At 71.3% G+C, this 20,284-nt stretch carries 23 protein-coding genes and 1 riboswitch; of the genes, 8 read left to right on the top strand and 15 right to left on the bottom strand.

Translation table 11 applies throughout. The features are described 5' to 3' along the window. Positions 1–283: transposase (locus BLR05_RS24495; RefSeq protein WP_143015894.1), on the bottom strand; the 283-nt coding region annotated here is incomplete at its 3' end. A 91-nt stretch (positions 284–374) separates the two neighbouring features. Between BLR05_RS24495 and BLR05_RS24490 the strand changes: the two genes are divergently transcribed. Both BLR05_RS24490 and BLR05_RS24485 read left to right on the top strand, forming a co-directional pair. Further along, complete coding sequence (locus tag BLR05_RS24490; RefSeq protein ID WP_092840180.1) at positions 375–1,292, top strand: AraC family transcriptional regulator; 918 nt, start codon at positions 375–377, stop codon at positions 1,290–1,292. A 91-nt stretch (positions 1,293–1,383) separates the two neighbouring features. After that, entirely contained in the window at positions 1,384–2,391 is a 1,008-nt protein-coding gene (locus tag BLR05_RS24485; RefSeq protein ID WP_092840177.1) for a Bug family tripartite tricarboxylate transporter substrate binding protein, read from the top strand. A 42-nt stretch (positions 2,392–2,433) separates the two neighbouring features. Here BLR05_RS24485 and BLR05_RS24480 read toward each other — a convergent pair whose 3' ends face one another. Next, positions 2,434–3,288 (bottom strand): IclR family transcriptional regulator domain-containing protein, encoded by an 855-nt coding sequence (locus tag BLR05_RS24480; RefSeq protein WP_092840174.1) that lies wholly within the window; start codon positions 3,286–3,288, stop codon positions 2,434–2,436. Positions 3,289–3,464: 176 nt separating this feature from the next. On the opposite strand from BLR05_RS24480, the gene pobA reads away from it, so the two are divergent. The 4 genes from pobA to BLR05_RS24460 all read left to right on the top strand — a co-directional run bounded on the left by pobA (position 3,465) and on the right by BLR05_RS24460 (position 6,078). Continuing rightward, entirely contained in the window at positions 3,465–4,703 is a 1,239-nt protein-coding gene (gene pobA, locus BLR05_RS24475) for a 4-hydroxybenzoate 3-monooxygenase (protein WP_092840171.1), read from the top strand. A gap of 41 nt (positions 4,704–4,744) precedes the next feature. Then, positions 4,745–5,413, top strand: a complete 669-nt coding sequence (locus BLR05_RS24470) for a flavin reductase family protein (RefSeq protein ID WP_377777326.1) — start codon at positions 4,745–4,747, stop codon at positions 5,411–5,413. A 122-nt stretch (positions 5,414–5,535) separates the two neighbouring features. Continuing rightward, entirely contained in the window at positions 5,536–5,754 is a 219-nt protein-coding gene (locus BLR05_RS24465; protein WP_092840165.1) for a hypothetical protein, read from the top strand. 15 nt (positions 5,755–5,769) lie between these two features. Then, entirely contained in the window at positions 5,770–6,078 is a 309-nt protein-coding gene (locus BLR05_RS24460; RefSeq protein ID WP_092840162.1) for a hypothetical protein, read from the top strand. 41 nt (positions 6,079–6,119) lie between these two features. Here the strand turns inward: BLR05_RS24460 and BLR05_RS24455 are convergent, their stop codons facing one another. Further along, positions 6,120–6,599 (bottom strand): carboxymuconolactone decarboxylase family protein, encoded by a 480-nt coding sequence (locus BLR05_RS24455; protein WP_092840159.1) that lies wholly within the window; start codon positions 6,597–6,599, stop codon positions 6,120–6,122. Between the two features lie 87 nt (positions 6,600–6,686). Between BLR05_RS24455 and BLR05_RS24450 the strand changes: the two genes are divergently transcribed. Further along, the gene (locus BLR05_RS24450) at positions 6,687–7,589 is read left to right on the top strand and encodes a LysR family transcriptional regulator (protein WP_092840156.1); all 903 of its coding nucleotides are present in this window, start codon (positions 6,687–6,689) and stop codon (positions 7,587–7,589) included. On the opposite strand, the gene BLR05_RS24445 is transcribed toward BLR05_RS24450, so the two are convergent. Genes BLR05_RS24445 through cobM form a run of 11 tightly spaced genes read right to left on the bottom strand, consistent with a single transcriptional unit; the run spans position 7,586 to position 17,031 of the window. Further along, positions 7,586–7,981, bottom strand: coding sequence for a (2Fe-2S) ferredoxin domain-containing protein (locus tag BLR05_RS24445; RefSeq protein WP_092840153.1), 396 nt, complete (start codon positions 7,979–7,981; stop codon positions 7,586–7,588). The genes BLR05_RS24450 and BLR05_RS24445 overlap by 4 nt on opposite strands. Next, positions 7,978–8,988, bottom strand: coding sequence for a precorrin-3B C(17)-methyltransferase (gene cobJ / locus BLR05_RS24440; RefSeq protein ID WP_092840150.1), 1,011 nt, complete (start codon positions 8,986–8,988; stop codon positions 7,978–7,980). The genes BLR05_RS24445 and cobJ overlap by 4 nt, the downstream gene beginning before the upstream one ends. A 27-nt stretch (positions 8,989–9,015) precedes the next feature. Next, entirely contained in the window at positions 9,016–9,684 is a 669-nt protein-coding gene (locus tag BLR05_RS24435) for an energy-coupling factor ABC transporter permease (protein ID WP_092840148.1), read from the bottom strand. Between the two features lie 54 nt (positions 9,685–9,738). Then, positions 9,739–10,197 (bottom strand): cobalamin biosynthesis protein, encoded by a 459-nt coding sequence (locus tag BLR05_RS24430; RefSeq protein WP_092840144.1) that lies wholly within the window; start codon positions 10,195–10,197, stop codon positions 9,739–9,741. Next, entirely contained in the window at positions 10,194–10,997 is an 804-nt protein-coding gene (locus BLR05_RS24425) for a cobalamin biosynthesis central domain-containing protein (protein WP_192883831.1), read from the bottom strand. Before BLR05_RS24425 ends, BLR05_RS24430 begins: the two co-directional genes overlap by 4 nt. After that, positions 10,994–11,890 (bottom strand): precorrin-2 C(20)-methyltransferase, encoded by an 897-nt coding sequence (gene cobI / locus BLR05_RS24420; protein WP_092840141.1) that lies wholly within the window; start codon positions 11,888–11,890, stop codon positions 10,994–10,996. The genes BLR05_RS24425 and cobI overlap by 4 nt, the downstream gene beginning before the upstream one ends. Next, complete coding sequence (cbiE, locus tag BLR05_RS24415) at positions 11,887–13,230, bottom strand: precorrin-6y C5,15-methyltransferase (decarboxylating) subunit CbiE (RefSeq protein ID WP_092840138.1); 1,344 nt, start codon at positions 13,228–13,230, stop codon at positions 11,887–11,889. Before cbiE ends, cobI begins: the two co-directional genes overlap by 4 nt. A 10-nt stretch (positions 13,231–13,240) precedes the next feature. Further along, positions 13,241–14,368, bottom strand: coding sequence for a cobalt-precorrin-5B (C(1))-methyltransferase (locus BLR05_RS24410; RefSeq protein WP_092840135.1), 1,128 nt, complete (start codon positions 14,366–14,368; stop codon positions 13,241–13,243). Between the two features lie 7 nt (positions 14,369–14,375). Then, positions 14,376–15,080, bottom strand: a complete 705-nt coding sequence (locus tag BLR05_RS24405; protein ID WP_092840132.1) for a precorrin-8X methylmutase — start codon at positions 15,078–15,080, stop codon at positions 14,376–14,378. Further along, positions 15,077–16,144 (bottom strand): sirohydrochlorin chelatase, encoded by a 1,068-nt coding sequence (locus BLR05_RS24400; protein ID WP_192883830.1) that lies wholly within the window; start codon positions 16,142–16,144, stop codon positions 15,077–15,079. The genes BLR05_RS24405 and BLR05_RS24400 overlap by 4 nt, the downstream gene beginning before the upstream one ends. Further along, positions 16,141–17,031 carry a precorrin-4 C(11)-methyltransferase gene (cobM, locus tag BLR05_RS24395; RefSeq protein ID WP_092840129.1) on the bottom strand — a complete coding sequence of 297 codons (891 nt, stop codon included), beginning with the start codon at positions 17,029–17,031 and terminating at the stop codon, positions 16,141–16,143. Before cobM ends, BLR05_RS24400 begins: the two co-directional genes overlap by 4 nt. A gap of 74 nt (positions 17,032–17,105) precedes the next feature. After that, positions 17,106–17,379, bottom strand: a riboswitch (cobalamin riboswitch). A gap of 152 nt (positions 17,380–17,531) precedes the next feature. Here cobM and BLR05_RS24390 point away from each other — a divergent pair. Beyond that, positions 17,532–19,451, top strand: coding sequence for a carboxylesterase family protein (locus BLR05_RS24390; protein ID WP_092840126.1), 1,920 nt, complete (start codon positions 17,532–17,534; stop codon positions 19,449–19,451). Positions 19,452–19,516: 65 nt separating this feature from the next. Here BLR05_RS24390 and BLR05_RS24385 read toward each other — a convergent pair. Beyond that, positions 19,517–20,284: peptidoglycan-binding protein (locus tag BLR05_RS24385; protein ID WP_092840123.1), on the bottom strand; the 768-nt coding region annotated here is incomplete at its 5' end.

Here is a 20,284-nt window from a genome sequence, read left to right as displayed (position 1 = left end):
GCCAACCTGATTTTTTGAGGGCCTGCTCCAGCACGCTTATCCCGTGCAGGTCAGGCTCGCTCCACTTGCGCCAGTACGCATACACGTTCTGCCACTTGGGAAACTCCGGCGGAAGAAACCTCCACTGACAGCCTGTGCGCAGTAGGTAGAGCACCGCGCAGAACACCTCGTAGAGATCCAGCTCTATGGGCTTGGTACTGCGCCGAACGCTGCGCAACAAGGGCTCGATCTCGGCGAACTTCTCTCTGCTTATGTCGCTTGGGTAGGGCTTTCTTTTCACCAAGCAATTGTCGGCTCTAAAAAGATCGTAAACAGGCTCTTAGGCAGGCGGGTTGCGTCTGAATTACGATAGTCTGCCAATCACTGTCGAGAACATGCCAAACTCCGCCCAGCCGCCGACCGCCCTGCCCCCCGCCGGGCGCTCCGCACAGCCCCGGCCCTCCGCTTCCCCGCGGCGCATGGTGGCTTTCGTGCCCTCGCTCACGCCGCATCTCTTCGTGCCCGGCGCGGCGCGGCCGATGCGCGCGAAGCACCGCCAGTTGAAAGCCGGCACGCAGGTGATGCCGCACCACCACCCCTGGGCGCAGGTGGCCGTATCGACCACGGGCGTGATCCGCCTGACGGTGGCCGAAGGCACCTACACCGTGCCGCCATCGCGCGCGGTGTGGATCCCTCCCGGCGTGGAGCATGCGGTGACCGTGGTGGAAGACGCCGACATGCGCACGCTTTACCTGCACCAGCCGCGCGGGCGTTGCGGCCCCGGCGTGGCGCGGGCCGAAGACCCGCTGTGGCGCCAGTGCCGCGTGCTGGAGATGTCCGAGCTGCTGCGCGCGCTGGTGTGCGAGATGCCCACCGGGAGCGACGACGCCCCGCCGCTTGCGCCCGAGGTGCTGCGCCGCGAGCGCCTCCTGAGCGCGCTGATCCGCGAAGAGCTGTGCAGCGCCAGCGCCGTGCGCCTGGGCGTGCAGCTGCCGCGCGACAAGCGCCTGCGGCACCTGTGCGAGGCGGTGCTGGCCGACCCCACGCGCCACGAGACGCTGGCCGAATGGGCGCGCGACACCGGCGCCAGCCCGCGCACGGTGGCGCGGCTTTTCCGGAACGACCTGTCCACCACCTTCACGCAGTGGCGCCAGCAGGTGCTGCTGGCCGAGGCCGTGGCACTGGCGGCGGGGCGGCGGCCCGTGAACCAGATCGCGGCCGAACTGGGCTACAGCAGCCCCAGCGCGTTCAGCGCCATGGTGCGGCGCGCGGTGGGCATGCCGCCGGCGCGGTTCCTGGGACTGCAGCCCTGAACCGCGCGTCAGGGCTGGATACCGGGTAGGCCCCGAGGGCAATCGGCGGCATGCGCGCAAGAATGCCCACTCCTGCACAGAGAGACATGCCATGACGAACCGCGCCACTTCCCACGTCCGCCGCGCCCTGCTGGCCCTGGCCGCCACCGCTGCCGCCTGCGCCCTCCCCCTGGCCTCCCGGGCACAGGCCCCGGCCGCCTGGCCCGCCAAGCCGGTGCGCATCATCACCCCCTTCCCGGTGGGCGGCGGGCCCGACGGCGTGGCGCGGCTGGTGGCCGACCGCCTTGCCCGCACCTGGGGCCAGCCCGTGACGGTGGACAACCGGCCGGGCGGCAACGGCTTCATCGCCATCGACGCCTTCAAGCGCGGCGCCCGGGACGGCACCGACATGATCGTGCTGGACAACGTCCACCTGGCCGCCTATCCCAGCCTGTTCAAGAAGCTGCCCTACGACCCGGTGAAGGACTTCGACCCGCTGCTGCCCCTGTTCAGGACCTATTTCTTCTTCACGGTGCCCACCCACAGCCCCTACCGGTCGGTAGCCGACCTGGTCGCCGACGCCAAGGCCCATCCGGGCAAGCTGAACTACGGCTCATGGTCGGTGGGCAACCCGGTGCACCTGGGCTCGGAGCTGTTCGAGTCGATCACCGGCACGCAGATGGAGCACATCGTCTACAAGGAAACCACGCAGCTCTACACCTCGGTCTCCACGGGCGACCTGGCCTTCGCCCTGGGCACGGCCGCCACGGCCGGGCCGCTGCAGCGCGCGGGCAAGCTGCGCTTCCTGGCGATCGCGGCGCCGCAGCGCTCGGCCAGCTACCCCGACGTGCCCACCGTGGGCGAGTCGGGCGGGCCGAAGGGTTTCGAGGTGATCGGCTGGAACGCCATCGCCGTGCCGCCCGGCCTCCCCGCGGCCGTCACCGACAGGATCAAGCGCGACGTGGAAGAGGCGCTGATGGCGCCCGAGGTGCAGGAGAAATTCAGGAGCTTCGCCTACGAGTCCTTCCCCACCACGCGCGCCCAGTTCAGCCAGTTCATCCAGGGCGAGAGCCAGCGCTTCGGCGACGTGATCCGCAAGGCGAACGTGACGCTGGACTGAAAGGCACCGCCAGCGGGCCGGCCCGCGCTGGCCGCCGGCTCGTCAGAGCATGGGCCGCAGCTCCCGCGCGGCCTCCTGGAGCACCGGCAGCAGGTCGCGTTGCAGGCGCTCGGGCGACAGGCGGTCCGGCGCGGTGACCACATTGAGCGCGGCGACGGCCCGGCCCTGCAGGTCGCGCAGCGGCACGGCCAGGGCCAGCACGCCCAGTTCGTGTTCTTCGCAGGCGACGCAGCAGTCCTCCGCGCGGGCCTGGTCGATGGCGGCGTGCAGCGCGGGTGCATCGGTCAGCGTGTAGGCGGTCAGGCGCGGCAGCGGGTGCCCGCGCAGCCAGTCGCGCACAGCGCTGCGGGAACGGGTGGCCAGCAGCATGCGGCCGGTGGAGGTGGCGTGCGCAGGCAGGCGGCTGCCCAGGTGCAGGCCATAGGCCAGCACGCGGTCCGCGGCGCCCCGCACGCCATCGGCCTGCGAGGCGGCGGCGCTGCGCGCAACGATGACCACCTCTCGCCCTTCCAGCACCACGGTGGAAAACGGCAGCTGCGTCTGCGCGGCCAGGCGGTCGAGCGTGGGCTGCACCAGGCGCGGCAGCCGGGCCGAGGCCAGGTAGCTGCCCGCCAGCCGGAGCACCTTGGGCGCCAGCCAGAAGTACTGCCCGTCGCTTTCCAGATAGCCCAGGTACGCCAGCGTGAGCAGGTGGCGCCGTGCCGCCGCGCGCGTGAGGCCGGCGCGCTCGGCCGCCAGGGTGGCGTTGAGGCGCTGGCGCTCGGTGTCGAAGCTCTCCAGCACGGCCAGGCCCCTGGCCATGCCGGCGATGAAGTCGGCATGGGCGATGCCGGGCCCCGGGCCCGCCGCGGGTGCAGCGGATGGCGGGTGGGCTGAGGAGAGTTTGCGTGGTGCCATGGAAGCCTGCAGCGGTATTGCGCGATCATCGCATCGATTGCGCGATGATCGCGCAGTCTCACCGCACACGCCATGGCGCGCGGGGGGCCTCGGACCTACGCTGCAGGAAAAAGAAGGTTTCGCCAACCGCCATCCGCACAGCAGGCCGCCGCGCATCCGCGGCAGGAGACAAGCCCATGACCACCCGCACCCCGGGGGCCGCACCGGTGCCCCGCACCGCCGTTCCCGCCGCCACGCAGGTCGCCATCATCGGCGCCGGCCCGTCGGGCCTGCTGTTGGGCCAGTTGCTGCACCGGGCCGGCATCGACGCGGTCATCATCGAGCGCCAGCCGGCGGACCACGTGCTGGGCCGCATCCGCGCAGGTGTGCTGGAACAGGTGACCATCGAATTGCTCGAGGAAGCCGGCGTCGGCGCGCGCATGCGGCAGGAGGGACTGGTGCATCGCGGCTTCGACCTGCTGCTGGACGGCCGCCGCCACCGCATCGACCTGGAGGCGCTGGCGGATGGCCGGCACGTGATGGTCTATGGCCAGACCGAGGTGACGCGCGACCTGATGGACGCCCGCGCCGCCGCCGGCCTGCCCACGGTGTACAGCGCTGCCAACGTGCAGGTGCAGGGCTTCGATACGGCCCGCCCTGCCGTCACCTTTGAAAAGGACGGCGCCACGCACACGCTGCGGTGCGACTTCGTCGCCGGCTGCGACGGCTTCCACGGCGTGTGCCGCGCCAGCGTGCCGCAGGGCGCCTTGCGCAACTACGAGAAGGTCTATCCGTTCGGCTGGCTGGGTCTGCTGTCCGATACGCCCCCCGTGCACCATGAGCTGATCTACGCCAACACGCCGCGCGGCTTCGCGCTCTGCTCGCAGCGCAGCGCCACGCGCAGCCGCTACTACCTGCAGGTGCCGCTGACCGACCAGGCCGGGCAGTGGAGCGACGAAGCCTTCTGGGACGAGTTGCGCCTGCGCCTGGACCCGGAAGCGCGCGAACACCTGGTGACCGGCCCCAGCCTGGAAAAGAGCATCGCCCCGCTGCGCAGCTTCGTCACCGAGCCGCTGCGCTTCGGCCGCATGTTCCTGGCGGGCGACGCGGGCCACATCGTGCCGCCCACGGGCGCGAAGGGGTTGAACCTGGCGGCGACGGACGTGAAGTTCCTCTCGGCCGCGCTGATCGAGTTCTACGCCGGGCGCAGCGAGGCCGGCATCGACGGGTACTCCGCGCGGTGCCTGAAGCGCATCTGGCGCGCGGAGCGCTTCTCCTGGTGGTTCACGCAGCTGATGCACCACTTCCCCGGCGACGACGCGGACATCGCCGCCAGGTTCCAGGCGGCCGAGATCGACTACCTGCTGCATTCCGAGGCAGGCTCGCGCACCATCGCCGAGAACTACGTCGGCCTGCCGCTGGACTTCGGCGAGTGAGCAATTGCGGGGGCGCACCAATGCCGGTATGGTGCCTGCGCATGAACGTCCCCACTTCCCCCTCTCCCGATGCGCCGTCCGCTGCCGGCGGTGATGCGCGCTTCCACAGCTACCAGCCGCGCCAGGGCCACGGCCTGCCGCACGACCCTTTCAACGCCATCGTGGGGCCGCGACCCATCGGCTGGATCAGCACCCGCAGTGCGGGGGGCGTGCTCAACCTCGCGCCCTACAGCTTCTTCAACGCCTTCAACTACGTGCCGCCCATCGTGGGCTTCGCCAGCATCGGCGCCAAGGACACGCTGGCCAACGTGCAGGCCACCGGCGAGTTCGTGTGGAACCTCGCCACCCGCGGCCTGGCCGAGGCCATGAACCAGACCTGCGCGGCCGTGCCGCCCGAGGTGGACGAATTCACCCTGGCCGGGCTCACGCCGCTGGAGTCGTCCCACGTGACCCCGCCCCGCGTGGCGGAAAGCCCGGTGGGCTTCGAGTGCCGCTGCACGCAGATCCTGCAGCTGCAGGGCTCCGATGGCGTGCAGGTGCCGACCTGGCTGGTGCTGGGCGAGGTGGTCGCCATCCACATCGACCGGGCGCTGCTCAGGGACGGCATCTATGACACCGCCAGCGCCGGCCATATCCTGCGCGCGGGAGGCCCGGCCGACTATTTCGCGGTGGGGCCGGAACAGCTCTTCAAGATGTACCGGCCGCGCTGAACTTTTGCGCCGCGGCAGCGCTTATGCTCCTGCATGGCAGCGTTTCCGTATTCCACTGCCGGGCGACCGCCCCGCTGCCCCACGGTGCCCGCGCAGGATCCTTTCCGGAAAGAACCGACACCATGAACGCCACCCGACTCGTCGCCCTTGCCCTCATCGTGGCCGGCGCGCTCGGCCTCGCCTATGGAGGCTTCAGCTATACCAAGGACACCACGGTGGTGAAGCTGGGGCCGCTGGAGATCTCCGCCAAGGAGAAGGAGCGCGTCAACGTCCCGCTGTGGCTGGGCATCGGTGCCATCGCCGTGGGCGGGCTGCTGCTGGCGGTGGGCGGCCGGAAGTAAGCCGGACAGCCCTCCATGGCCGAGCCTGCCCGGAGATTCCCCTTCCTTGCCCGCCACTGGTTCGGCGCGCTGTGTGCGCTCCTGGGCCTGGCGCCCCTGGTGCTCCTGCTGGCCTGGTGGCCGCTGGCCACGCTGCTGGAGTGCTCCGGCAACGAGGGTTCGGGCATGCACTGCGCCGCTGCGCCGGGGCTGTCCGACATGGCGTACACGATGTTCATGGTGGGCGCCTGGGGTTCGATGTTCACGCTGCCGGCGGCGCTGTCGCTGTACCTCCTCGGAGCCGCCGCGCGCTGGCTGCTGCGCCGGTCCGCCGCCGCGCGGTGACGCCGTGCGCGCGCGCCCCAACGGCACCCATTCGTCTCGCGCTACGCGGCGGTCGCTGGAGCCTCGTCCCCTTCGTCCTGACCCGCACCGCGCAGCGGCAGCGCGATGCCCGACGCGGCGAACACCTCGCGCACCACGCCCAGCGCATTGAGCGCGGCCGGGAAGCCGGCATACACGGCCATCTGCACCACCACCTCGACGATCTCGGCCGGGGCGCAGCCCACGTGCAGCGCGGCATGCACATGCACGCGCAGTTGCGGCAGCGCGTGTCCCATGGTGCACAGGGCCGCCACGGTGGCCAGTTCGCGCTCGCGCAGGCCCAGGGCGGGCCGGGCGTAGATGTCGCCGAAAGGGAATTCCACCAGCAGGCGCGCGAAATCCGGGAAGGACTGCGCCAGTTGCTCCACCACGGCCAGGCCGGCGGGGCCGTCCACCTGGGCGAGCATGCGGGTGCCGCGTTCATAGCGCAGGTCGCGCGGTGAGATGGAATGGGGCGGGGTCGCCGGGGATACGTGGTGCATGCGGAGCTCCTTTCGGGATGGGTTGGCTGCCAATGTAGGAGGCCCGCAGCGCCACGGGAATGACCGATTCGGTGATACCTTTTCGGTATGCCTTCCCAACTCGATTCCCGTTCGCTGGCCCTCTTCCTGGCCGTGGCCGATGCCCTGAGCTTCCGGCAGGCAGCGGAGGTGCTGCACCTGTCGCAGCCCCCCTTGAGCCGCGCGATCCGCGAACTGGAAGCGCGGCTGGGCACATCCCTCTTCGACCGCCATGCCCGTGGCGTCAGCCTGACCGCAGCCGGGCGCCGGTTGCTGCCGTATGCGCGCGGCGTGGCCGATCTGCTGCGGCAGGCCGAGGCCGCATTCCAGGGGGCAGCCGTGCCGTCCACGCTCCGGCTGGGGCTGACCAGCGCGGCCGAACCGGCCTGGTTCCGGGGGCTGGCCGACCGGGCGCAGGCCCTGCAGCCCGGAGTGCGGGTGGAGGTGGCGTCGGACACCTCGCCGCGGCTGGTGCGGCAGTTGCGCGCGGGCCGGCTCGATGCCGCCTTCATCGCGCTGCCGACGGACGTGCGCGGGCTCGAGGTGCTGGAGCTCGACCGGCTGCCGATGCTGGTGGCGATGCCGTCCACGCACCCCCTGGCGCGGCGCCGACTGGTGCGGCTGGCCGACCTGGCACAGGAGCCCGTCTTCTGGTTCGAGCGCGCCCGGCAGCCGGCCTTCCACGACCATTGCCAGCGGGTGTTCGACCGGTACCGCTTCGCGCCGCCCCGGCTGCGCGAGCCGGCGGACCACCATGTCCTGCTGGCCGACGTGGCGGCCGGGCGGGGTATCGCGCTGCTGGCGGCATCCTTCGCCGGACTGCGGCGCGCAGGCGTGGTGTACCGGCGGCTGGCCGAGGGCGATGCCCTGGCGCTCGGCATCGGGCTGGCCACGCCGCCCGGCCAGCCCGCCTTGCGCACGCTGCTGGCCCGTGCCAGCGGCGTGCCGCGGGCGCCGTCCGCCGGGAACTAGCCGCCGGCAGGGCCCTGGTGGAACACCAGGTCTTCCACCGGCCGGCCGCCGACCAGGTGCTGCGCGATGATGCGGTCCATGTTCTCGGGCGTGACGTTGTAGTACCACGTGCCGTCGGGCTGCACGCACATCACGGGCCCGCCCTTGCAGGCCGCGAAGCAGCTCACGCGGCTGCGCTTGACGCGCAGCTCGCCGTCGTTCAGGCCGGCGGCCTTGAACTTGGCCCCCAGGCTGTCGAACAGCACCTGCGATTCGCCGTCCTGCGTGCAGCGGGTGCCGGTGCAGACCAGCAGGTGGCGGCGGTAGTCGCCGATCCTGGGGCGCACCACGGGAGCGGGCTCTGTGGCGGCACCGGCTTCGCCGGCGGGGTCGTGGGGGGTGTCGTGGCTCATGCTTCGCTTTCCTCGGCGGCCGGTTCCGCCGCGGCGGGCACGGGCGGGTTCTGCAGGGTTTCGCGGATGTAGTCCGCGGGCAGGCGGTGGCGCCGGGCCAGGGCCTCGATGCTGTCCCCGGCCGCATGGTCGGCGAACAGGTTCTCCAGCCAGCCATTCAGGCCCGTGGAGAGCGAGCGGCCCGGCCGCTCGCCCTCCCGCGTGGCGCCTCCTCCCTCCACGTCGTACTTGTTGGCGTACCCGCGCGGCGTGACCATGAGGCCGTGCTGCACGATGGTGTTGCTGTTGCCGATGAGCACGGTGCTCAGCATGCCGATGTCGGCATCGCACATGGTGGCCAGGGTGGCGAATTCGATGCGCTCGCGGCGGCGGTAGGCGCTCTTGACAATGGCCACGGGCGTGTCGGGGCTGCGGTGGCGCAGGAAGAGCCGCTGGGCCTCCTCGATCTGGCGCGTGCGGCGGCCGCTCTTGGGGTTGTAGAGCGCGACCACGAAGTCGGCCATGGCGGCGGCGTCGAGCCGGCGCGCGATGGTGGGCCAGGGCGTGAGCAGGTCCGACAGCGAGATGGCGCAGAAGTCGTGCGTGAGCGGCGCGCCCACGCGGGCCGCGCAACTGTTGAGGGCCGATGCGCCGGGCACGATCTCGACTTCGATGCCCTCGGGGTCGGGCACGCCGTTCTCATCGACTTCCGGCGGCGTCCAGCCGGCCTGGAACAGCACCTCGAACGTGGGGCCGGCCATGCCATAGACGCCCGCGTCGCCCGAGGAAATCAGCGCGACCTTCTTGCCCTCGCGGGCGCGGGCCAGCGATTCGATGGCGCGGTCGAGCTCTTCGGTCATGGACTTGCGGATAATCTCCTTGCCCTCGATGAGGTCGGCCACCAGCTTGATGTAGGTGACGTAGCCGATGATGGTGTCGGCCTCGGCGATGGCGGCGCGGGCGCGCGCGGTCATGTGGTCGGTGCTGCCGGGGCCGATGCCCACGAGCATGATCTTTCCTGCGGACATGTGCGTGTCGTCTCTTTCGGATGGGGGTCAGGCCGCCGTGGCGGCGGTGGCGCCGGGCGCGGCGATGCGCTGCAGCGTGCCTTCGTCGATGCAGGCGGCCAGCCAGCGGCGGCCGCGCAGGCGCGTGGCGCCCAGGGTGATGGCGATGGTCAGCAGCGGCTCCACGGCCACCAGGCTGAGGTAGGAGGCGGCGAACAGCGCCCAGTCGGCCACGGGGGCCGGGTCGCTGCTGATGGAGAGCCAGAAGCCGACCATGAGGGTGACGCCCGCGTAGTACATGGCGTCCAGCTTGAGCACGTTGGCCACGCTGATGCGCTGCATGCGCTGGCCCAGGCCGTGGTGGACGGCGAACAGCGGCACGGCCAGGCTCAGAAAGTTGATGGCGAGGTGCGCCAGATCCTGCGGCTCGAAAACCAGGGCCTGCGCGAGCAGCCCCAGGCCGAAGCCGAACAGCGTGGGGATGAAGCCGAACAGCAGGTAGATGGGCATGGCGCCGACGAAGTGCAGCTCGGACGGGCCGATGGGCATGTGCCAGACCTGCATCAGCACGCTGAAGAAGAAGGCGGCCAGCAGCGTGCGCAGCCAGGCCGTGGGGCTCTTGAGCAGGGGCAGCGCGTGCGCGCCCAGCAGCGCGGTGGCGGCGACGGAGGCATAGGCGATCTTGTCCTGCGAGAGGATGCCGATTTCGATATGCATGGTGGACCTTTCTGGAGTTGCGGGAGGGAACGGCCGAGGCGCTTGCGCGATGCTTCAGCCGGCGTGACCGGGGATGCCTGGCGGGGCAGGCGGAATGCGGGCGATGGACACGGTGGCGTTGCGCCCGTCGGGGCCGCGCAGGCGGTGCTTTTCGACCAGCAGGGCCGACGCATCGGCCGCGCCCGCGGCCAGCAGCGCGGCAGCTTCGCTGACCGAGGGCGTGCCCATGTAGCGCAGCACGGTCTCCGACGGGTTGGGCACGCGCACGGCCGCCAGCTGCGCGGCGGTGTACCAGCACAGCGGCCAGCCCTGGCGGGCCGCCAGTGAAAGAAAGGCGGCTTCGTCCCGCTTGGCCTCGATGCTGGCGGCCAAGGCCACCTGGGCGATCTGCGCGCCGGCCTGGGCCAGCGCCTCGCGCAGGCAGGCTTCGACCGTGGCCTCGGGCGTGCCGCGGTCGCAGCCCAGGCCGATGGCGAGGCGGGGTGCCGGGCGAACGCCGTGTGGAGTGCTCACGCGGCGGCTTCCATGGGCGGGCGATAGACCACCAGGCGCTCGTGCCACGCGGCCCAGCGCTCGGGCGCGACCTCGTCGTGCGTGATCCACAGCACGGCCTGGAAGCGACCCGGCTCCACGCCGCTCCAGCCGTCCAGGCAGGTGATGTTGGCGGGCAGCGGCGTGGGCCGGTTCCACCACTGGCGGCTGCCGGCCTCCTGCACCACGGCGATGGGCTCGCCGTTGACCACGTGGGCCGAGACGCGCGTGATGTTGATCTTGGGCGCCTCCACGCGCCAGCCCAGCTGGCGGCCGAGGATATCGACGGGAATGGTCCTGCCCACGTCGGACGCGGTGGTGAGCACCGGCGTGGCGCCGATCAGGGCGGCGATGCGCTCGCTCCATTCGTTGGCGCCGCCCACGTGGCCCGAGAGCACGGGGATGACGAACTGGCCGGCATCGTCCACCACCGTCACGCCGGGGTCTTCGTCCTTCGACTTGAGCACCGGGGCGATCAGGCGCACCACGGCGCCCAGCGAGACGAAGAAGACCAGTTGGTCGTACTGCGCGAAGAGCGGTGCGATCTCGTCGCGCAGCGCGCCTTCGTAGGCACGCACGGTGTTGGGCAGGCCCTCGAAGGCCGATGCGAACTTGGCCGCGGTGCAGACATGCGCCTGGGGCACGTCGCGCGCCAGCTGCGCGGCCTGGGCGGCGCCGTGGCGGGTGATGGCGACGAGGCACACGCGCACCTCGCCGGCGGGCTGCGCGGGGGCGGAGAGCACCACGTCGGGAGTGGCGGGAGGGGTGGTCGGGGTCGTCATTCGGCAAGCTCCGGTTCTTCGTCGGCAAAGGGTTGGCCCGCTGCCGTGGCGGCGGGCGAGGATTTCTTCAGGCAGCCCTTGATGCGCTCGCCGCGGATGCGGTGCGGGTTCTTCACCACCATGAGCGAGAGGTAGCTGACCTTGGTGCCGCGCAAAGCGGGCAGATCGTTGCCGGCCACGCAGCGCTCGTCGGGCGCGCCCACGCGCTCGATGAACTGGGTGTGCGGCAGCAATCCGCGCCGCTCCAGCCAGTCGATCAGGTCGTCCATGAGGGGCTTCACCTTCATCAGCACCAGGGTGTCGAAGTCGGGCAGCAGGCGGTCCACCGCGCTCACGCCGTAGGCGGCGGGCACGATGGCGATGGTGTCGTCCTGCTCGGCCAGCGGCATGCCGCGCGTGGCGCAGGCCGCCGTGAAGGCGTTCACGCCCGCGATCACGGGCGCCTCGATGCGCGCGTCCAGCGCCCGCACGGTGCGCGCCAGGTGGCCGAAGGTGGCGTAGGTGCTGGCGTCGCCCTCGACCAGGAAGAGCACGTCCCGCCCGGCCTGCAGCCAGGGCAGCACGGTGTCTGCCGCGCGCATCCAGGCACGGGCGAGCTTGTCGCCGTCGTGCGTCATCGGAAACAGCAGGGTCTGGTGCGTGGCGGGCGGTGTGAGGCCGGCGCGCTGCACGATGCCCCAGGCGTAGCTGGGCGTCTTGGTGCTGCGCGCGGGGTAGGTCCAGACGGCGTCGGTGCGCTGCAACTGCACCCAGGCGGCGCGGGTGATGAGGCCCGGGTCGCCAGGGCCGAGCGAAACGCCGATGAGGCGGCCCAGGGGGCCTTGCGACATTGGCTGGATCGGTGCCGCTTGCGGCTGCAGCGATGCGGCGAGCGATACATGTTCAGCGGTCATGCGTCCTCCCCCACGGCGACGGCAGGGGCGCCAGCGTTGCCCGCCTGCGCGCAGACGATCCACACCGGGTTCTCGGCCGCCATGCGGTGCATGTGCAGGATGGGCTTGCTGCGCGCGGCCTGCAGCTGCAGCACGTCCCACGCGGCGCCGGCGGCCTGCAGGGCCTGGGTGGCGGCGGCGAGGTTCTCCAGCGTGACGAAGTTCATCACCAGCCAGCCACCGGGGCGCAGGCGCCTGAGGCACAGCGCGATCAGCTCGGCCAGTTCGCCGCCCGAGCCGCCGATGAAGACGGCGTCCGGATCGGGCCAGGCATCGAGCCCCTCGGGCGCCTTGCCGTGCACCAGCGTGTGGTTGGAGACACCGAAATCGCGCACGTTGCGGCGCGCGATCTCCACGTCGCCCTCGTTCTTCTCCATCGCCCAGACATGGCCCTGCGGGCACAGGCGCGCGGCCTCCAGCCCCACGGAGCCGCTGCCCGCGCCGATGTCCCATACGCGGCTGGCGGCGCGCAGCTGCATGCGGGCGAGCGAGACGGCGCGCACCTCCTGCTTGGTGATCAAGCCCTTGTCGGGCTGGCGCTGGTGGTAGGCCGCATCGGGCAGGCCGAAGCGCACCGCGTCGGGCCGCTGGCGCGTGCGCACCAGCAGCACCACGTTGGGATCGGCGAACTGCTGCGCCGCGGCAGCGGCCGGCGCCATGTCGGCCCACACACGTTCGTCCGGCGTGCACAGGCGCTCGGCCACGCTGATCTGGAAATCGTCGCCCAGGTCCTCGGCCACCAGCAGGCGGGCGATGCGCGCGGGCGTGTTGTCGGGGCTGGTGAGCACGGCCAGGCGATCGTGCTGGCGCACGGCCTGGGCCAGCGCGTAGAGGCCGTGCGCGGGTGCAGCGCCCACGGCCCATTCGCCGGCATCCTTGGCATGCACGGAGACGATGCGCGCGTCCTGCCAGGCCAGGCCCAGGCGGGCGCAGGCCAGTTGCAGGGTGGAGACGTTGGGCATCACCTCCAGCGCCTGGATGCACAGGCGCGAGGCCAGGTAGCTGGCGATGCCGTGGCAGAGCGGATCGCCCGTGGCCAGCACCACGCAGGCCTGCTGGGCGGCACGGGCCTCCGCGATCCAGCCGGGCACGGACGAGAGGCAGCCTGTCAGGTCGCGCCGCACGGCCTGCGGGGCGATGTCGTCCTCCAGCAGTGCCAGCGTGCGCGTGCCGCCGATCACCAGGTCGGCCCGGCGCAGCAGCGCGAGCGCAGTGGCGCCGAGGCTGGCGGCGCCGTCGTCCAGCACGCCGATCACGCGGCAGGGCTGGGGGTCTTTTTCGAGCAGGTTCGTGGTCGTCATCGTCGTGAGGTCAGGCGGTGGCGGCCGGCCCGGAGGCGGCCTCGGTGATCTTGCTGCCGTCGAAGTCGCAGACCAGCACGGTGAGGTGGAAACGGTCGCCGTAGCGGTCGAACGCCGTGAGGGTCTGCACCACGGCCTGCGCCAGCGCGTGGTGAAAGGGCTCGCCCAGGCCCAGCGCCTGCATGCGCTCGGCGCCGAAGCGCGCGGTCTCGGCGGCGGCGATCTCGGCGCACACGTCGGGCGGCGCACCCACGCGGGCGGCCAGCCCGGCCAGCAGTTGCGTATCGACCTCGGCGCGGTTGGCGTGGGTGATGGTCTCGCCCTGGGCGATCTTCGTGAGCTTGCCCACCATGCCGCCGATGACCACTTCGCGCAGGCCCTGCGCCACGGCCTCGTCCAGCGCGTAGCGCAAAAAGTCGCCCATCTGCACGAAGCAGGCAGCCGGCAGATCGGGCCGCTCCTTCATCGCGAACTGCTCGGTGCGCCCGCCGGTGGTGAGCACCACCACGCCGTGGCCCAGCGTGGCGGCCACCTGCACGCCCTGCACCACGCTGGCGCGGTAGGCCGAGGTGGAATAGGGCTTGACGATGCCGGTGGTGCCCAGGATGGAGATGCCGCCCAGAATCCCCAAGCGCGCATTCAGCGTCTTCCTGGCCATCTCCTCGCCCTGGGGCACGGAGATGGTCACTTCGAGCCCCGCGTTCGCGAGCAGCGGGCTGCCCACGGCGCGCACGTTCTCTTCGATGTTGCGGCGCGGCACGGGGTTGATGGCCGGGCCGCCCACTTCCAGGCCCAGGCCGGCCATGGTGACCGTGCCCACGCCGAAGCCGCCGCAGAGCACCACTTCGCCCACGCGGCCGGGCAGCACGCGCACGTCGGCGGTGAGATGGGCCTTGTCGGTGCAGTCGGGATCGTCGCCCGCGTCCTTGATGACCATGGCGTGCGCGGCCTGACTACCTTCGCAGGTTCCGTCGTTCACCGCGAAGCGCACCATGTCGCCGTTGGGCAGCAGGCAGTCCACCGCCTCGGGCACGGCGCCTTCGACCAGGCCCAGCACGGCGGCGCGCGCGGCCGCGGCGGAGCAGGCCCCGGTGGTGAAGCCGGTGCGCGTGCCGCGGCGGACGGTTTTCTCCATCATGGCGGAGTCAGCCTCCTGTCGCGCCCTGGGCCTGCGATGCGGCCTGCTTTTGCCGCGCCTCGGCCAGCGCCAGCAGTGCGTGCAGCGCGGCCACCACCAGGGTGGAGCCGCCCTTGCGGCCACGGATCACGATCCAGGGTACCTCGGCGACTTCGGCCATCAGGTCCTTGGATTCGGCGGCGGAAACAAAGCCCACCGGCATGCCCACCACCAGCGCGGGGCGCACGCCCTCCTCGCGGATCAGGCGCACGAGTTCGATGAGCGCGGTGGGCGCATTGCCGATGCCGACGACGGCGCCCTGCAGCAGCCCCTGCCGGTGCGCCTTGCGCATGGCCTGCACGGCGCGCGTGGTGTCTTCGGCCTGGGCGCGGGCGATCACGTCGGCGTCGCTGATGAACTGGTGCGTGCGCATGCCGAAGTGCGCCAGGCGCGGCTGCGACAGGCCCGAGCAGATCATCTCCACGTCGGCCACCACAGGGGCGCCGCCGCGCAGCATGGCGGCGATGCCGGCCTCGACCGCCTGGGGGTGGAAGTCGGTCAGGCCGTTGAATTCGAAGTCGGCGTTGGCGTGGATCATGCGCCGCACGATGGGCCACTGCTGTGCGGTGTACGCGTGCGGGCCGGCCTCGGCGTCGATGATCGCGAAGCTGTCGTGCTCGATGGCCTGGCCGGCGCGCGTGAGCTGCTCGGTGACGGTGTTGACCGTGCTCATGCGGCGGCTCCGGCCGGCTGGGGTGCGGCGTGGCCGTGGTGTGCGTGATCGTGGCCATGGCCGTGCGCATGTTCATGCGCGTGAGCGTGCCCGGCGCCTGCCTCGGCGGGGGCCGCGGGCGCATGGGCATGCGTGTGCTCGTGGCTGTGGCCGTGTCCCAGGTCGTGCGCGATTTCGCGGTACTTGCAGCCGTCGCAGGGCAGGCGGCTGTCGGGCAGGCCGGCCTGCAGGTCGGCCACGCGCTGCTCCAGCAGCTCGAAGATCTCGCGCTCCATGCCGAAATGGCCCGACTGCGCGAAGCGCACCTGCGGGTACTGCGCGCGCAGGTGCTCCACCTGGCGGCCGATGCGCTGCATCAGCGTGCCGGTGTAGAGGTAATAGGGCAGCACCACGATCTGCTTCATGCCCAGCAGCACCTGGCGCTGCACCACGCGCTCCAGGCGCGGCCAGGTGATGCCGGTGAAGGCGATCTCCACCAGTTCGTGGTGGCTGTCTTCCTGCAGCCAGCGCGCCATCTTGGCGACGTCGCCGTTGGCCTGCCGGTCGGACGAGCCCCGGCCCAGCAGCACCACGCCCGTGGTGGTGGGATCTGGCATGTCCAGCGCCTGCATGCAGCGGCGCAGCTGGCGCTGCAGGATGGCGAGGATGGGCTCGCAGGCCGTGAGGTGCGGGCCGTAAAGGAATTCGACGCCCGGGCAGTGTTCGCGCGCATGCTCGATGGATTCGGGGATTTCCATCTTCACGTGGCCGGCCGCGTTCAGGATGAGCGGCAGCACCAGCACGCGGCGGCTGCCCCGGGCGGCCATCAGCAGACCGTCGTGCAGGCCGGGCGGCGCGAATTCGATGAAGCAGACCTCGATGCGCCAGCCGGGCTGGCGCGCGCGCCACTGGCGCACGAAGGCATGGATCTCGTCGTTGCCTTCGGGCTCGCGCGAGCCGTGGCCGACCAGCAGCACGGTGGTGCCGGCCTGCGCGAGCGCGGGAGCGGTGCCGTGGTGCGGATCGACGCCATGGCCGTGTTCGTGGGAGTGCCCGTGGGTGTGCGGAGCGTGCAGGTGCGTCATCGTGGGATATCCGACAGAGTGTGCGGCAGGGAACCCGGGGCGTCCGCGCCGAGCGGCGCATCGCTCGCGCGCCGGAAGCGGTGGGTGAAGCCCGGGTCGTAGAGCTTGGATTTGGCGAGTTCGGGCCAGTGGCGCGCGCCCAGCGTGGGGCTGGCGATGATCATGGCCTGGCTCACCACCCGGGCCTCGCGGCAGCGCTCGCGCACGTCCGCCACCGTGCAGCGCACGATGCGCTCCTCGCCCGGCCAGGAGGCCTTGTGCACCACAAGCAGCGGCGCGTCGTCCGGCCAGCCGGCTTCGCGCAGCCCGGCCTGCACCTTGTGCAGCAGGGTGATCGACAGGAAGATGCAGAGCGTGCAGCGGTGCCGCGCCAGCTCGGCGAGCGATTCGCCGGGCGGCATGGGCGTGCGGCCCTCCACGCGCGTGAACACCACGGTCTGCGTGACCTCGGGCAGCGTGAAGCTCTCCACCGCCGCGGCGGCCGAGGCCATGGCCGAGGACACCCCCGGCACCACGCGCACCGGCACGCCCGCCGCATCGAGCGGCTGCACGAGTTCGACCAGCGCGCCGTACAGCGCAGGGTCGCCCGTCTGCAGGCGCACCACGGTGCGGTGCTTCTGCGCCTGCAGCACGAGCCACGCGGCCATCTGGTCGAGCGTCATGGACTTGCTGTCGGCGATGGTGCAGCCCGGGGGCGCCCAGCGCGTGGCGGTTTCGTCCACGAGCGAGCCGGCGAACAGGATGGCCCCCGCGCGTTCGATCAGGGAGCGGCCCTTGACGGTGATGAGGTCCGGATCGCCGGGCCCGGCACCGACGAACCAGACGGTGCCCGGTCCCGGGACGGCGGTGTCGCAGGCCCCGTTGGCCTGCGCCGAAGAATCTGGCATGGGAAGCGACGAACAAAGATGCGCCCGCACCCTGCCTCCCCGCAGGGTCCGTGAATGGAGCATGCACGCAAAAAGCGCGCGCTCCCCTGTCGGCCGGTATCCGGGCTGGCGGCGCGGCAGTTCGTGCCGGGCTCCCCGGGCCCTTCCCGGATGCCGCGAAGGCATTCCAGTGGACGTCGTTCCAGGGGCCGAAGGCGCCTGGCCTGAGCCCATGCGCCTTCCATCGCTGACCGTTGCGGGGGCAGCCCAGGCCGGGGCCGTCGTCCATGGCGGAGCGGCCCTTCCTGGTTCCCGTTTAACTGCGCGGCCGGAAACGGCCGCGCGAGCACCAACGGGCGGAAGTATAGGGGGAGCGCGCCGGAATGGCCCGCTCAGGACGTTTCAGAACGATTCAGGTGCCCGCCCCCGGGCCGGCCGGGATTTGCACCAAGAATGGGCAAGGCGTTCGCGCCGAATACAACGGCCACCCGGCCACCACACATGGAGAGAGGGAACCCGACATGCGACATCCGCACACCATCCGAGGCGCCTGGCTGGCGCTTTCCGCCGCCGTGCTGGCCGGCACGGGCTGCAGCATGCACCGCACGGACCACGAGGCCACAGCCGCACCGGCGCCCGCGTGCGCCAGCGGCACCACAGCCACGTTCGGCAACGGCGCGTCCGCGTGCGGAAGCCAGGCCTCGGTCACGCCCGCGGGCGGATCGCCGGTGGCGGTGAATACCTACCTCGGCATACAGTACGCCAGGGCGGGCCGGTTCCAGCCGCCCCAGCTGTACGCCCCCACCGGCAGCAACGTACCGCAGACGGCACCCGGTGCCTTCTGCCCGCAGTCCAACAGCACCGTCTTCCGCAACCAGAGCGAAGACTGCCTCTACCTGAACGTCTTCACGCCGCAGTCGGCCCTCGGGGCGTCCCGGCCGCTGCCGGTGCTGTTCTTCATCCACGGCGGCGCGTTCGTGGAAGGCAGCGGCTACCAGCCGTCTCCCAACGGCAACGTCCTCGACGGCTCCTACCTGGCCGCCACAGGCAACATGGTGGTGGTGACCATCAACTACCGGCTGGGCGCACTGGGGTTCCTGGCGCTCGGCCGTGTCGACAAGCGCGTCGATCCGAGCGGCACGCTCCAGGGCAATTTCGGCATCCTCGACCAGCAGCAGGCCATGCAATGGGTGCAGCAGTACATCCGCGCATTCGGCGGCGACCCGGCGCGCGTCACCGTCGCAGGCGAGAGCGCGGGCGCGATGTCCACCGGGCTGCACCTGTTCGCCGCGCCGGGCAGCGCGAAGCTCTTCCAGGCCGCGATCATGGAGAGCAATCCGGTGGGTTCCGTGTACCGCACACCAGCCAAGGCCCATGAGCTGGGCGAACTCTTCCGCCTCTCGCTCTGCGCGCACATGAAAGATTGCCTGAAACGCGAGCCCATCCTGAAAAATGCCACGCTCCAGGAGATTATCGATACCCAGTCACTGAAAGCGCCGCCATCGGAGGACAAGGCTGGCGCCACGGCCAGGATGCAGACCTCGGTGCCGCCCCTGGTCGCCCTGCTGGGCGAGGCCGCCCCGCAGGTCCAGGACGGCCTGCCCTGGTCGCCGACCCTGGACGGCACGGTCATCGCCGGGCAGCCCCTGGCCGGCTACGCGGCCACATCCACCGGCCCCATGCCCGCGAAGCCGTTCGTCTTCGGCATCAACCGGGACGAGGGGGTCGTCTTCGCCGACATGGCCTATCTGAGCCTGCAGGACAAACTCAGCCCCGTCGCGGTCAACAACATCGTCGTCCCCTGGGTCTGGGGCCGCGACAGCGCCAAGGCCATTACCGGCTACACGGTGCAAGGCGCAGCCCCCTACAAGGCCCCCGCCGCCTCGGCCCCCATCTACATGGACAACGGCTCGGCCGTGACGATGTCGCACATCATCAACGACTTCGCCTTCCGCTGCGGCAACCTCGCCATGGCGGGCCGAGGAGCCGTTGCCAACGCGAAGGCCAGCCCCGTGCTGCCGGCCTTCGGCTATCTGTTCGCGCAGGCGCCGATCTTCAACCTGTACAGGACAGGCCCGCAGCGCACGCCCGTCCCGGCCTGCCAGCCGGATGCCGGGAACGTCTGCCACGCCAACGAAATACCGTACGTATTCAATACCATCGGGCAACTGGACCCGCAGCGGCCCGTCCCTCGCGCGGACCAGGCACTGTCGCAGACCATGGCGGCCGCCTGGGCGAGCTTCGTGAACAACCCGTCCAGCCCGGCGCCCTGGGCCGCGTCCGGCAGCCTGCCAACGCGCTGGACGCCCTACGCAGGCCTGTCGTCACCACTGGTGCAATGGAACACGGCCGGAGACAGCAGTGTCAGCGCATCCACGATCGACCAGGGCGCGAATTGCTCCGCCCTCTGGAACACGATCGCGCCCATCGGAGGGAACTGAGCCGGGGGCCCGGCCTGCAAGGGCCGGGCAGCGGCGGGGCGGGAGCCCGCCGCCCATGCCGCGCGTCAGCGCGAGAGCGCGTCGGTCGTGGCCGAGTCCAGGCGGCCCGTCACCGGCAGGCCCTTGTCCTTCTGGAAGGCCCGCAGCCCGTTCGCCGTCTTCGCGCCCATGCCGCCATCCGGCGCGCCCACGTCGTAGCCCAGCGCATTGAGCCGTGCCTGCGCCTCGCGCACCGACATCGATGCGCCCGCCTTCGTCTGCGACGGCGCCGCGCCGCCGTCCACGCCCAGCCTGCCGCCGCCACCCAGGCCCTGGCCCTGCACCTTCTGCGCCTTGTAGTTGCGCAGCGCCATGACCATCTGGTTGTATGCGTCCATGAACGCGGCCGTCAGCACCTTGCCCTGCGAGGTGTTCTGGTAGCCGCCCAGGTTGCCGCCCGCCGAGCTGCCGAAGATGCTGCCGAAGCCCGCGAAGTCGCTCTTGGAGGCGCTGCCTTCCGACACCGACACCTGCACGCCCGAGCGGTTGTCCACCAGCGTCAGCATCGCGCTCGCCTCGCGCGTCTTCAGCGATCCGCCCAGCTGGCCCAGCGCCTGGCCGCGCCCGCCGCCGATGAGCGCGCCCAGCGCACCGCCGATGCCGCCCGAGTCGCTGTTGGAGAAGACGATCTCCGGCGACAGGCCGTAGTCCGACGCCACCATCTGCCCCTGGCCGAAACTGCTGCCGCCGCGCATCTCCCCCGATTGCATCAGTGCCCGCTCACGGTTCATCGCGCCCATGCCGGTCACGCTGCGCTCCACCACCACGAAGCAGTTGGACTGCTGGATCAGCAG

Source organism: Paracidovorax cattleyae, assembly GCF_900104515.1.
GTDB lineage: Bacteria > Pseudomonadota > Gammaproteobacteria > Burkholderiales > Burkholderiaceae_C > Paracidovorax > Paracidovorax cattleyae.
Note: the sequence above shows the minus strand (reverse complement) of the source record. Positions and strands in the feature narration are given on the sequence as shown.